General features: G+C 67.0%; 11 protein-coding genes. 8 read left to right on the top strand and 3 right to left on the bottom strand.

Features of this window, described 5'->3' with window-relative positions; all coding sequences use genetic code 11:
- The first annotated feature begins 144 nt into the window (after nt 1-144).
- The 3 genes from OXG79_05900 to OXG79_05890 all read left to right on the top strand — a co-directional run bounded on the left by OXG79_05900 (nt 145) and on the right by OXG79_05890 (nt 3,407).
- Entirely contained in the window at nt 145-2,703 is a 2,559-nt protein-coding gene (locus tag OXG79_05900; GenBank protein MCY3783301.1) for a GH116 family glycosyl-hydrolase, read from the top strand.
- Nucleotides 2,704-2,768: 65 nt separating this feature from the next.
- Entirely contained in the window at nt 2,769-2,975 is a 207-nt protein-coding gene (locus OXG79_05895) for a hypothetical protein (protein ID MCY3783300.1), read from the top strand.
- A gap of 3 nt (nt 2,976-2,978) precedes the next feature.
- Nucleotides 2,979-3,407, top strand: coding sequence for a hypothetical protein (locus OXG79_05890; protein ID MCY3783299.1), 429 nt, complete (start codon nt 2,979-2,981; stop codon nt 3,405-3,407).
- Nucleotides 3,408-3,785: 378 nt separating this feature from the next.
- On the opposite strand, the gene OXG79_05885 is transcribed toward OXG79_05890, so the two are convergent.
- The 3 genes from OXG79_05885 to OXG79_05875 form a co-directional block, all read right to left on the bottom strand.
- Nucleotides 3,786-5,087 carry an exo-alpha-sialidase gene (locus OXG79_05885; protein ID MCY3783298.1) on the bottom strand — a complete coding sequence of 434 codons (1,302 nt, stop codon included), beginning with the start codon at nt 5,085-5,087 and terminating at the stop codon, nt 3,786-3,788.
- 160 nt (nt 5,088-5,247) lie between these two features.
- Nucleotides 5,248-5,748 carry a hypothetical protein gene (locus tag OXG79_05880; GenBank protein MCY3783297.1) on the bottom strand — a complete coding sequence of 167 codons (501 nt, stop codon included), beginning with the start codon at nt 5,746-5,748 and terminating at the stop codon, nt 5,248-5,250.
- A gap of 108 nt (nt 5,749-5,856) precedes the next feature.
- Complete coding sequence (locus OXG79_05875; GenBank protein MCY3783296.1) at nt 5,857-6,102, bottom strand: hypothetical protein; 246 nt, start codon at nt 6,100-6,102, stop codon at nt 5,857-5,859.
- 136 nt (nt 6,103-6,238) lie between these two features.
- Between OXG79_05875 and OXG79_05870 the strand changes: the two genes are divergently transcribed.
- The 5 genes from OXG79_05870 to OXG79_05850 all read left to right on the top strand — a co-directional run bounded on the left by OXG79_05870 (nt 6,239) and on the right by OXG79_05850 (nt 12,717).
- Nucleotides 6,239-8,341 carry a beta-galactosidase gene (locus OXG79_05870; GenBank protein MCY3783295.1) on the top strand — a complete coding sequence of 701 codons (2,103 nt, stop codon included), beginning with the start codon at nt 6,239-6,241 and terminating at the stop codon, nt 8,339-8,341.
- A gap of 183 nt (nt 8,342-8,524) precedes the next feature.
- Nucleotides 8,525-9,823: an exo-alpha-sialidase gene (locus OXG79_05865; GenBank protein MCY3783294.1), complete on the top strand. Its 1,299-nt coding sequence runs from the start codon at nt 8,525-8,527 to the stop codon at nt 9,821-9,823.
- A 73-nt stretch (nt 9,824-9,896) separates the two neighbouring features.
- Entirely contained in the window at nt 9,897-10,724 is an 828-nt protein-coding gene (locus tag OXG79_05860; protein MCY3783293.1) for an ion transporter, read from the top strand.
- Nucleotides 10,725-10,775: 51 nt separating this feature from the next.
- A complete protein-coding gene (locus OXG79_05855; GenBank protein MCY3783292.1) occupies nt 10,776-11,624 on the top strand; it encodes an amidohydrolase family protein in 849 nt (282 codons plus the stop codon).
- Nucleotides 11,625-11,658: 34 nt separating this feature from the next.
- Complete coding sequence (locus tag OXG79_05850) at nt 11,659-12,717, top strand: transporter substrate-binding domain-containing protein (protein MCY3783291.1); 1,059 nt, start codon at nt 11,659-11,661, stop codon at nt 12,715-12,717.
- Nucleotides 12,718-12,723 lie beyond the last annotated feature (6 nt).

The following is a 12,723-nucleotide window of genomic DNA, read 5'->3' as shown; positions in this document are numbered from 1 at the left end:
GTGAGCCAGTCGAACCACAACGGGTTGGCGAAGCTGTTCGATCCTTCCCCTGGTCGTCCATACCCATGGCCCGCGACGTAACGCATGCCGCGCGTGCCCGATGCCGATGCTGACGCGCCCGCGCACGTAAGGCACGATTCCTACATGCCCCAGAACGGACCGGACCTCAACCCCGCCTGGCCCGTGCTGCGCAGCTATCGCGGCGCCCGCTTGCGGCGCGTGGCCATGCCTATTGGCGGCATCGGCACGGGTACCGTCTCGCTAGGCGGACGCGGCGATCTGCGCGACTGGGAAATCGTCAACCGACCCGCCAAGGGCTTCGTCCCCAACGTGCCCATCACGCGCAACATGACCGAGCCCCGCGCCTTCTTCGCCGTCCGTGTGCAAGCCCAGGACCGGCAACCCGTCACGCGGCTGCTGGAGCGCGACCTCGACCCGGTCGACTACGAGGGGACGCTCGGCTCCCCTGTCCCCCACCACGGCCTGCCGCGCTTCGCCGACGCATCGTTCCACGCCGCCTATCCGCTGGCGCAGGTGTGCCTGCAGGATCCGGACATTCCCGTTGACCTCCGCCTCGAAGCCTTCAACCCGCTGATCCCCGGCCGCGCCGACGACAGCGGCCTGCCCGTGGCCGTCCTGCGCTGGGTGGCCGCCAACCCGTCAAACGTTCCCGTTCGAGTCTCGGTCTGCGCCGCCTTGGCCAACTTCATCGGCACAGACGGCAAGCACGGCGAGCCGAAGCGCAACGTCAACCGTTGGCGCCTGGGCAATGGCCTCCGCGGGCTCGATATGCGCTCCGACGGCGTTCCCGCCGACGCCGAGCAGGGGGGGATCCTGGCCCTCACGGTCCTCGACGCCCCCGATCACACGGTCACCGCGCGCACGGCTTGGTACGACGTTCCCTGGGGCGACGCGCTGCTCGACTTCTGGGACGATTTCAGCGCGGACGGGCGGCTGGTCGACCGTCCGCCCGGCGCCGCCGATTCACCCACGGCCTCTCTTGCCGCCGCCGTGGACCTGGGTCCGGGCGAAGAGCGCGCCGTCACCTTCCTGCTCGCCTGGCACTTCCCCAACCGTCTCACCTGGGACGTCATGCGCACCGGCGACGACCGCGCCGACTGGGTCGGGAATCACTACGCCACCCGCGTCCCCGACGCCTGGGCCGCCGCCGAGGACGCCGCCGCCCGCCTGCCCGACCTCGAGCGAGACACCGTCCGGTTCGTGCGCGCCTTTTGTGACGCCGACATCCCTGACGCGATCAAGGAAGCCGCGCTGTTCAACCTCAGCACCCTGCGCTCGCAGACCGCCTTTCGCAGCGCCGATGGCGGCCTCTACGGCTTCGAGGGCTGCTTCGACGACGCGGGCGCGGGCTTCGGCACCTGCACGCACGTCTGGAACTACGAGCACGCCACGGGCTTTCTCTTCGGCGACCTGGCCCGCGTTATGCGCGAGGTCGAGTTCAACGAATCCACCGGCAGCGACGGCCACATGGAGTTCCGCGCGGCGCTCCCCCGTGGGCGCTCGTCCGACTGGGGTCTGGCCGCCGCCGACGGCCAGCTCGGCTGCCTGGTCAAGCTCTACCGCGACTGGCAGCTCAGCGGTGACGACGACTTCCTGCGGCGCGTCTGGCCCGGCGCCCGCCGCGCGCTGGAGTTCTGCTGGATCGAGGGCGGCTGGGACGCCGACCGCGACGGCGTCATGGAGGGCTGCCAGCACAACACCATGGACGTGGAGTACTTCGGCCCCAACCCCGAGATCGGCGGCTGGTACCTGGCCGCGCTGCGTGCCGGGGAGGAGATGGCGGCGCACCTCGGCGAGACCGAGTTCGCCGCCGAGTGCCGCCGCCTGTTCGAACAGGGCCACGCCTGGATCGACGGCAACCTCTTCAACGGCGACTACTACGAGCACCAGATCCGGCCGCAGTCCGACCGCTCGCGCATCGCCCCCGGGCTGCGGCGACCCGAGAAGTACGCTGCCCAAAACCTCGAGGCCCCCGAGCACCAGGTCGGCAGCGGCTGCCTCGTGGGCCAGCTCGTCGGTCAGGCCGCCGCCCGCCTCAGCGGACTCGGCCCCCTGCTCGATCCCGACCACGTGGCCGCGACGCTGTGTTCCATCATGCGCCAAAACTTCCGCCCGTCGATGCGGGGCCACGTCAACCACTTCCGCAGCTACGCCCTCGCCGACGAAGCCGGTCTCGTTATCGCCGCCTATCCGCGCGGCGATCGCCCCGAGCGCCCGTTCCCCTACTGCAACGAGGTCTGGTCCGGCCTCGAGTACACCGCCGCCGTCGGCATGTTGCAGGAGGGCCAGCCGGACGCCGCGCTGCGGGTGATCGAGGCCGTGCGCGCCCGGCATGACGGCGCCCGGCGCAATCCCTTCGACGAACCGGAGTACGGCCATCACTACGCCCGCGCCATGGCCGCCTGGGGAGCGGTCGTCGCCGTCGCTGGTTTTAGCCATTCCGCGGTCCGCGGCGAGATGCGCTTCGCCGCCGCCCCCGGCACGGTCTTCTGGTCCAACGGCTCCGCCTGGGGCACCTGCACGCGCACCAGGGACGACCAAGGCTGGAATGTGCGCCTCGACGTCCTCGGCGGCGAGGTCAACCTGCGCGCCTTCGAGCTCACCAACGTGGGACGGGCGGAGTTTGTCCCCGCGCGCCTAGTCGGCGCGGGCGATCACCTGTCGCTGCACATCGAGGCCTAGTGTCGAAGGGAATTCTGGTTGCTGGTAGCCATTGTTGATCGCACCTTTAGGTGCGATAATCCGTCGTGACCAGCCGCGAGTTCATCAGGCGGGCACGGCGGTATGCCCGCGCCACGGGACAGGAATCCCATTTCGATCCGGCTCACGGTAAGGGCAGCCACGGCCGTCTCTACATTGGTTCCCGATTCACCACGGTGAAACAAGGCGAGCTGTCGAAGGGTCTGGTGGCCGCCATGCTGCGGCAACTGAACATTGACCGGGAGGAATTCTGAACCATGACCTATGCCTACCCCTGCGAGCTCACGCCGGTGGACGACGGCAGCTTGATCGCCACCTTCCCCGATGTGCCCGAAGCAATCACTGGCGGCGCGGACCGTTCCGAAGCCCTGGCGATGGCCGAGGACGCCCTCGCCGCCGCCCTGGCCGGCTACGTGCATCAAAAGCAGGAGATCCCCGCGCCCAGCGAAGCGGTAGATGGTCAGGCGTTGGTCCCCGTGTCTCCGGTCGTCGCCGCCAAGCTTGCCCTGTATTCGGCCATGCGAGCTCAGCGCATCACAAAGGTGGAACTTGCCCGCAGGCTGGGCATCAGCGAGTCGGCGGCGCGCAAGCTCACCAACCCAGACCACCGCTCCCACGTCAGCCAGGTCCACAAGGCTCTTCGAGCCGTTGGGCGCAGCCTACGAGTCGAGGTGACCACCGCCTGAGAGCGAGGGAGAGTAGGCGGCGCTAAGAGCCCTTGTATCCAACGCCGGTCGGAGTTTCGGCAAGAGCGCCAATCGGCGTGTTACGCCATGTGCAACTGCTACTGCGCTCGGTCCAGCGTCGCTAGCAGGTCATCCAAGCGATTCGGAGGAATGTTGAAGTACTTGCGCGCAACGCCTCGCCCGACGACAAGTGTCATTCCAGTCCGCGTGCCACGAATTCGCAGAGCGTGTGAGTGCTCCGGAATCCAACCGTGACTCAGGTCGCACTGGATACGTCCTGGCACTTCGTCAAGCAACTCCCACTCTTCAGCAGCCGCACGCCTTCTTGCCTCATCAGTCCAGAGCGCCATTACCAACTCCTACTAGCGAAGCCTCACCTCACTCCGGCACCGGCATCTCCGCCAGCATCTCGTCCGTGATGTAGCGGCCCAGCCCGAAGACCTTGCGGTCCGAGTACCAAAAAATCCGCTCGCCGTTCAGCTCCGTCAGGCTGGCGTACATCGAGAGCCACCATTTGTAGAACGGTGGCACGCCCACGCAGTTGGTGTCGAAGAGCAGTACCGGGTCGCTGAACCAGATCGGCTGGTGCGCGTCGGGGCGGTACTCGCCCAGCGAAATGAACTGCGGCCGGCGGCTGCTGTTCGAGTCGCCGATGCCCACCGCACCGTAGCCGTACCCGTCGTGATTCTGGAGCAGTTGGAGATAGCGTCCGTCGTTGAGGCGGTAGAGCGGCGTCGGCGACACCGGGTTCTCCATCGGCTCGCCGCCGTCCTTGTAGCGCAGCATCTCGGTGGGCCGCCACGAGTGGCCGTGGTCGTCCGAAACCGTGTACCAGATCTGTCCGTTTCGCGTGCGCATCACCGTGAACAGCCGGTCGTCGGGCAGCAGCACCGGCGCCGGTTCCTGGCAGAACGACGAGCCTTCTGGGGCCTCCGGGTCGCTTTCGAGCGGCACCGTGATCAGCTCTTCGTCGTCCGGCAGCCACGTGATTTTCACGTCGCGCGGCTCGGGGTCCTCGTCGATGTTGTCGAAGCGCATGAACTGGCAGCGGCAGTCACTGCGGTAGTACTGCACCTTGCCGTCCGGCCGGCGCACTCCGGTCACCTGCCGCGCCGCCGGCGAGGCCCACTCGGTGTAGCCCACCAGCACCCGGTCCAGCGCGTCCCGGATCGGCTTCTGCCACACGATCGAGTTCGTGCCAATGCTCGGGTCGGGATGGCTCAGGATCGTGCGTCGGTAGGAAATGTCCACGCCGCCCGGCGTCCAGGTGCGACCGTCGTCGTCGGAATAGCTGCAGCGCAGGAAGCTGGTCTGATAGCTCAGCCCGATGCCTGTCCCCTTGTTGTAGAAGGCATAGATGCGGCCCGTGCGGCTGATCACCGGAAACCCGAAGCACGACGCCTGGCCGGGTTTGGGTCCCGGCGGGTCGAACTCACCCGGCTCGGACCAGATGCGCCCGCCGTCCTCGCTGCGCGCATAGAGCACCGTGTGGTCCGAGGCGTCCGCCTTGGTGCCATAGGTCCAGATGGCCAGCAGATCGCCGCCCGGCGTCTCGGACACCAGCACGTGATCTACCGCCTCCACCCACTCGGGCGGCTGCTTGGGCAGGAAGAAGACCAGGTCAGGATTCGTGCGGCGCCAATCGTCGCTGAAGCACTCGTAGTCGCCCTCGACCGGCATGACACACCCCGCTCGCCATCACCCCGGACGCGCACCGCCCAGGTAGCCGCAGCCTAGTCCGTCCCAAGCAGCGGCGCGAACGGACTGCCATGACCTTCCAATGTCAAACGCTGCGAGCTGTGACGTCCGGATCGGCTAGAAAGACTCTGGCCGATGCTCCTCACCGCCGCAGGAACAGACCGCCTATGGCCGCTGCTGCGTCTCCCTTGAGTGCGTTGTAGTACTTCACTTGATTCGTTAGAGACTCCTGCATTCGACGAAAGTCGCCGCCCACAGGAAGTGGAACCGGTTTCTCCCCTTGCTTATGCATGAGTTTATTGATATTGACGTGCGCAGCTTGTGACTTCATATCGGCATGATATGCACACCGAAAGATCTCTCTTTGTAAGGACTGGTTGGTAATGTCAGGAAAAACTGCGCGGGCAATTGAGATTGCGGCGATTGGGATCAATAGAATCAGCCCATATCGCTCCTCAACACTTTGCAGATATATACCGGCGATTGAGAAAATGTAGAGGAGCGCAATTGGCCCATACAGTCTTCGAGCCCAGACCATCGTTACGAACCTACACCCTGTCCCCATATACAATATGGTTTGGTCGATCCGTGCCAACAGGAACCAGCTCTTTGCGAGGTGGTATAGCGTCACGATCAGCCGCAAGCTAAACCCTCGTGCAGATTGCAGTAGATGACGACTGTCGTGATTGCGCGTGCCTTACTCGACCAGATGATTGATCGGATAGATCTGGTGCCAGCTGCCCTGTTCGGGTCATGTCTGCCGCACGAACACCAGGCGCTCCCCGCCCAGATCGACATCGACGGTCTTCCACCCCGCTGCAAGCCAGCCGGAACGCGCCTCAGGATGGCTGGTGCTGTTTGCCCACCACGCAGGGTGCTTTCGGGCGGAATCACACAGCGTGAATCCAAGAACCCCTTCGACGTCGGCGAAGGTCGCTCGCCACTCGCTGTCGCGGCGGTCCGCCAGAAACTGGCGCAAGGGATCGTACTTGCTCACGGCGGCCACACCAGGAATCCGCACTCGGCACAGCCTAACCCAGACCGCCTCCTCACCATGGCTGTTTGACTGACCAGGAATCCTGCCGGCGGGTACCATGCGCGGCACGTGGTGACGGTGGCGTGGGGGTGGCGTGATGGCCCAGGACAATCGATTCGGCATCCCCGGCGTGCCGTTTCCCGTGGGGGTGGAGTACTACCGCCCGCCCACGCCCAAGCCCGAGGTCTGGGACGAAGACTTTGCGCGTCTGAGCGCCGCCGGGCTGCGCATCGTGCGCTCGTTTCCCTACTGGCAGTGGTTCGAGCCGAGCCCGGGCCACTACGAGATGGACGACATCGACCTGCTCTTCGACACCGCCGAAAAGCACGGGCTCTATGTCTGGCTCGACGTGCCCACGGCCACCCACGGCGCCGGTCCCGACTGGCTGCTGCGCCACTACCCCGACATGCAAGTCGTCAACTATCGCAACGAGCTCGTCGTCCAGGACGCGCACCCGGCCTATGCCCAGGGCGCCCAGGTCCATTGCTTCGACCACCCCGAGTTTCGCCGTCTGGCCGGCGACTTCCTGCGGCACGCCATCAACCGCTACAAGGACCGGCCCAATCTGCTCATTTGGGGCATCTGGGACGGGCCAAACCTGTCGTCGGCCTGGGCGGCCCAGGGTGAAGGCTTCCCCTGCTACTGCGTGCACACGCTCGCGCTGTACAAGGCGTGGCTGCGGGAGCAGTTCACCCTTGACGAGCTCAACGCCGTGTTCGACCGCCGCTTCCGCCGCTGGGAAGACGTCGAGCCGCCGCGATCCAACCGCAACGTCGTCGAAATGCGCTGGTACCGGCGCTTCCATCACGAGAACATCGCCAACTACCTGAAGTGGATGATGGACCTGGCGAACTCCATCGATCCGGTGCACGAAAAGCGCGCTCACGGCGGCTGGCGCCCGCAGCCCAAGGACGAATATTGCGCGCCCCTGGTGGACAGCTGGGGCATGTCCATGGCGTCCAACCACCTGCTCACGGTGGACGATCCGAACCTCATCGCCGACCGGGCGCTGGGCTTCGACTGGTCGCGCCAGGTGGGCCGCAACGGGCGGTGGTGGAACGAGGAGATCTACGCTGGCATGTCCCGCGGGGGCGTGACCTGGAACAAGCAGTCGCACCCCTGTGAGCAGACCATGCTGCTCTGGATGACGCTGATTGGCGGCGCGGCCGGCGCCATGTTCTGGCAATACCGGCCGGAGTACCTGAGCTTCGAGTCGCCCGGCTACAACATGGTGGCCCTGGACGGCGAGCCGACACCCCGCTTCCGCGCGGTGGTCGAGGCGCTGGAACAGATCGAGGGGCTGAGCGACCACCTGCCGCTGGAGGCGCCGCGCGCCGACGTGGCCATCGTCTACGACGCCCACTCGCACGAGCTGTTCCAGTTCGGCCAGCAGGACGAGCGCTTCCTGGCCGACTTTCGTGGCGTCTACCGCACGCTCTGGCTGCGGGGCATCCCGGCTGACCCGGTGACGCCCAAAATGGACTGGTCGGGCTACCGGCTGCTGGTGCTGCCGAACGTGGCGCTGATGGACGACGCGACGCGAGACCACCTGGTGCGCGCGCTGGACGAAAACCCGGAGATGCAGGTGCTCATCGAGGGCAGCTTCGGGACCTACTCGCACAACGGTCAGTCCAGCTACAACCCGCCGGAGGGCTTTGCCGACCGGATCGGCGTGCGTGTGGCAGACTTCTCGGCGGTGACCGAGAGCGACATCGCGAACGGGCGGAACGTCCTGGAGACCCCCCACGGCCCGGTGCCCATCACCACCACCTGCGGCTACGCCCTCCTCGAGCCGCAGGGCTCGACCGAAGCCGTCGCGCGAATCGGTGATCACACCGTGGCCGTGCGCAGCGGTGACGGCCGCATCACCTGGTATGGCCTGACCCTGTCGGCCGGATTCGACGACGTCGCCATTCCGGCGGTCGTGCAAGCGGCCGCTGACGCCGCGGGCGTCAGCGCCCCCGTCGCGGTTGACGGCGACCCCATCGTGCCGGTCCGCCGACGATCGAAGCAGGGCGGCTGGCTCGTCTTTGTGCAGAACCTGTCGCGGCAGGCGGCCTCGGCCACGCTGCGCCCGGCTTGGGCGGTATCGGAGGTCACGGACCTCATCGCCCACGCCCCGGTCGCCATCGTGGACAACGGCTTCCCGGTCACGATGAAGCCCTGGAGCGTCGGCGTGTTCCACTGCGACGAGGCCTAGCCCGAAACTCCGATGAGTCTGGGGCGCATGCGCGAGCCTCAGGGACGCGCACCAAGCAGGCGACTACAGTTCCGTTCGCCCTGAGCCCGTCGAAGGGCGTGGTTCGACAGGCTCACCACGAACGGGGAGGCGCTCGCGCATACCCTAGGCCCGTCGCACGAAGCTACCGAATGGAGGGCGCCAATGCCGGTTGAAGGCGACTACGCCTGCTACAGCAAGGACTGGCGGCGCACGGACCCGGACCTGGTGCTGCACCTGCCCACGCGGGTGCCCGAACACCCCGAGCACCAGGACCACGTGCTGGTCGACTACACGCCGGGCGGCGATCTGCTCGCGATCTGGACCCTGGCCTACGAGCCGGACGCCCGCGACTACGGCGTCTACTTCGCCCGCAGCTCGGACCACGGTCACACCTGGACCGAGCCCGCGCAGATTCACCCGGCCGGGCCGGCCGGCCAGGTGAGCAGCTTCGGCTTTCCCGTCATCGCGTCCAGCGGGCGCATCTACTGCTACTACAACCGCTCCGTCGGCTACGGCGAAAACGCCCTCAACGCCCACTTGCGCTGCCGCTACTCGGACGACGACGGCCACACCTGGATCGACGGCGGGGTCGACATCGAGTACCGCCGCACGCCCATCGACCACCCGGACCCCGCGGTGCCGCCGATGGGGATCGTGTGGCAGAAGCCCATTCGCGACGCCAAGGGCCGTCACGTCGTGGCGCTCACCCGCTGGGCGGCGCAGTACATCACGCCCAAGCCCTACGTGCCGCACATGGGCGACAGGCCCAACGGCATGTTTCGCGAGTTTCGCTGCGAGTTCCTGCGCTTCGAGAATATCGACGACGGCCCGCATCCCAAGGACGTGCGGATCACCTGGCTGCCCGAGGACGAGAACCTCATCCAGGTGCCGGTCAGCTTCGAGCCGCAGGCGTCCGACGGTTACACCTTCTGCGAGGAGCCGGGGCTGGTGCTGCTGCCGGATGGCCGGCTCTTCGCCGAGATGCGCACCGCCAACGGCGAGCTTTGGTACACGGTGTCCGACGATGCCGAGGCCCTCACCTGGCGCCCCACCGAGGTGCTGCGCTTCACGGACGGCGGCGAGCCGATGCTCAACCCCAATTCGCCCTCGCCGATGTACAGGCTGGAGGACGGGCGCTACCTGCTGCTGTTTCAGAACCACGACGGCTGGGGCTACGGCGGCAAGGGCCCGCTCGCGCTGGAGAGCCGCCGCCCGCAGTTCCTGGCCGTCGGCGAGTACCGCCCCGACGCCTATCAGCCCGTGTGGTTCAGCGAGCCGCTGCTGCTGTTCGACACGCAAAAGGTGGGCGTGTTCCCGCTCTACATGTGGTGGCTGTCCATGTACTCCAGCCTCACCGAGCGCGACGGGCGCCGCATCCTCTGGTACACCGACCGCAAGCTCTTCTCGCTGGGCAAGTTCATCACCGACGAGATGCTGGCGCCGCTGACAGTTCCGGAGTGACACGCCCGCGGGATTGACAGGGAGCGGCTCGGCCGGTACGCCGTAGACGCACCAACGCAGAGATCAGCGCCTGATGTATAGCCGGATCAAGCGTCGCGCCTACGAGATCGTCGAGCCGACGCCCGAAGGCGACCGCCCGAGCCACCTGTTCGACACCGCCCTTATCACGCTCATCGGCCTCAACCTGCTGGCGATCGCCCTCGAGACGATCGCGCCCTTGGGCGAGCAGGCCAGCGGCGCCTTTCTGGTGTTCGAGATCGTGTCCGTGGCGATCTTCACCGGGGAATACCTCGTGCGCGTGTGGGCGTGCACGGAAGACCCCGACTATGCGCATCCGGTGAAGGGACGGCTACGGTTCGCGGTCCAACCGTTGGTGCTGATGGACCTGATCGCCATCCTGCCGTTCTACATCCCGCTGCTGGTGACGGCCGACCTGCGCTTCGTGCGCTCGCTGCGGTTGCTGCGGGTGTTCCGGCTGGTCAAGATCACGCGCTACTCCGAGTCTGTGGAGATCATCGGCACGGTCCTCCGCAGCCGGCGGAACGCCCTGCTCTCCACGCTGTTCGTCACGTTCATTCTCCTGTTCATGGCGTCGGTGCTGATGTACCTGGCGGAGCGCGACGCCCAGCCCGAGGGCTTTTCGAGCATCCCGGCCGCCATGTGGTGGGGCATGGTGACGCTGACCACGGTGGGCTACGGGGACCTGGCGCCGGCGACGCCGCTTGGGCGAATCCTGGGCGCCGTGGTTGCGCTCTTTGGCATCGGGCTCTTCGCCTTGCCGGCCGGCATCCTGGGCTCGGCGTTCGTGGACGAACTCGAGGCCCGGCGGAGCGCGAGGCGACCGCCGGCATGCCCTCACTGCGGCAAGCCGATAACCGACCACGCAGTGTCGGAGACCTGATGGTGAGCGCGTTGGTACCCTCGGCCATCCCGCGCGTGTGAGAGATCAGCCATGACGCCTGACGCGCCGCTCGTCGTCGACGCCCACAACCACTATTGGGTGATCGGACAGTCCCACTTGCCATGGATGGACGACACGATGCCCGACACGCTGCGCCAGACCTACACCCCGTCCACGCTCAAGCCGCACATGGACGCCGCCGGGGTGCATCGCTCGGTCATCGTCGAGGCGAGCACGGCCTGGGCCGAGCAGCCCTGGTACCTGGACCTCTGCGACGAGTACGACTTTGTCGTCGGCGTGATCGCCAACCTCGATCTCACGGCCTCGGATCTTGAAGCCAAGCTGGATCAACTGGCGCTCAGCCCCTGGTTCAAGGGCCTGCGCGCCGGCGCCGAAAACATGCCCGACACCGCCTGGCTGGCCCGCGACGACGTGCGCCGCGGCATCCGCACCGTGGTCTCGCGCGGCTACATCGTGGAATTGCTGGTGAAAACGCCGCACCTGCCCCATATCCCGGCAATCGCGCGCGAAAACGACGGCGGGAAGCTGATCGTGGATCACATGGCCAAGCCGCCGTTCGAGTCGGGCGACCTCTCGGCGTGGCATGAGGGCATGCGCGCGCTGGCGCCCTATGAGCACCTGCGGGTGAAGGTCTCGGGCCTGCTCACCGAATGCCCCTCGTCGCCGACCACGGAAACCATCCAGCCGGCGGTCGACACGGTTCTCGACGCGTTCGACATCGACCGATTGATCTGGGGCAGCGATTGGCCGGTGGCTCTCATGGCCGCTCCCTACGAGGACACGTTCGAGCGGGTGACGGCCGCGCTGGGCGGGTTGAGTCCGAGCGAACGCGCGGCGCTGTTGGGCGGGAACGCGATGGATTTCTACCAACTGCGTTGAGCGCGCCGGGCACGGCCACCGTATTGGCACGACCATGCGCGCAACGGTAGCGCCGCCGTCGGCCGCGCTTGCCGGGGCGATTGCGTGTGGCATTGCCCTGCTCGCCCTGCTTGGCTTGGTCGCCTGCGGGGAAGGCGCGTCCGCCGTCAAGGCATGCACGGACGACAACCGCACGCTCACCGTTGGCTTCTACGCCTTCTTTGCCCCGGTGAGCTACAGCGCTGACGAGGACCCCAATGCCGCTGGCTTCAATACCCACCGAGGCTACGAAGCCGATCTGCTGACTGCGCTCGAAGCCATGGACGACACGGGGCTGTCGTTTGTCCGCCGCGGCATCGCCGCCTGGGACGATATCTGGCTGCAATCCGCCGGCCCCGACTATGACCTGATCGGCGGCGGGATCACGATTCTCGACTCGCGCACCCGAGACGCTGTCGGCCGGCCGGTCGTCGTCTTCACGTCCGGCCACATCACGTTTCGTCAGTCCCTGCTCGTGCGCGCCGCCGACGCCGAGCGCCTGGCCGTCTATGACGATCTGCACCGCGATGTGCGAGTCGGGGCGCTGGCCGGAACCACGGGCGAGGCCCGCCTGCTCGAGCTCACGGGTCTCGTCGACGCTCAGGGCTTACTGACCGCCGGGACGCGCGTGGAAACCCCGCGTGGCACGTTGGTTGCCGACGGCAGCGCCGCCTATACGGTCACCGCCGCCGGTGCGTCACCGAACCTCGACGGCCGCCGACGGCTCGATCCACCGTCAGACAACCTGCCCCAGGTGATCTACCTCGGCGACGACGCCGGCGAAACCGAGCTGCTCCAGGCCCTGCGTGACGGTCGGATCGATGCCATCGCCCGGGGCGAGGTTGGCAATCGCGACGCCGCCCGCGCATCCGGCGGCGCGTTCGCGGTCACCGCGCTCGACGAGAGGGTCGAGCACGGCGGTTTCACCCTCGCCGTCGAAGACGCCGCGTTGGCGTCCTGCCTCGACGAGCGAATGGCCTGGCTGACGGACAACCGGCGTCTCGGCTACGCCGAATGGCTCGACGACCCTACGGTCTTCATGCGCCGCGCCGAGATGTGGAACGCGCAGGCATAATGCCCC

It is taken from the genome of Chloroflexota bacterium, assembly GCA_026706485.1.
Taxonomy (GTDB): Bacteria; Chloroflexota; UBA11872; order UBA11872; family UBA11872; genus JAJECS01.
Note: the sequence above shows the minus strand (reverse complement) of the source record. Positions and strands in the feature narration are given on the sequence as shown.

What these genes read in the sequence shown, in the direction of transcription:
- OXG79_05850 (MCY3783291.1), top strand. Translation starts at nt 11,659, where the DNA reads ATGCGCGCAACGGTAGCGCCGCCGTCGGCCGCGCTTGCCGGGGCGATT.
- OXG79_05860 (MCY3783293.1), top strand. Translation starts at nt 9,897, where the DNA reads ATGTATAGCCGGATCAAGCGTCGCGCCTACGAGATCGTCGAGCCGACG.
- OXG79_05870 (MCY3783295.1), top strand. Translation starts at nt 6,239, where the DNA reads ATGGCCCAGGACAATCGATTCGGCATCCCCGGCGTGCCGTTTCCCGTG.
- OXG79_05900 (MCY3783301.1), top strand. Translation starts at nt 145, where the DNA reads ATGCCCCAGAACGGACCGGACCTCAACCCCGCCTGGCCCGTGCTGCGC.
- OXG79_05885 (MCY3783298.1), bottom strand. Translation starts at nt 5,087, where the DNA reads ATGCCGGTCGAGGGCGACTACGAGTGCTTCAGCGACGATTGGCGCCGC.
- OXG79_05855 (MCY3783292.1), top strand. Translation starts at nt 10,776, where the DNA reads ATGACGCCTGACGCGCCGCTCGTCGTCGACGCCCACAACCACTATTGG.
- OXG79_05865 (MCY3783294.1), top strand. Translation starts at nt 8,525, where the DNA reads ATGCCGGTTGAAGGCGACTACGCCTGCTACAGCAAGGACTGGCGGCGC.
- OXG79_05890 (MCY3783299.1), top strand. Translation starts at nt 2,979, where the DNA reads ATGACCTATGCCTACCCCTGCGAGCTCACGCCGGTGGACGACGGCAGC.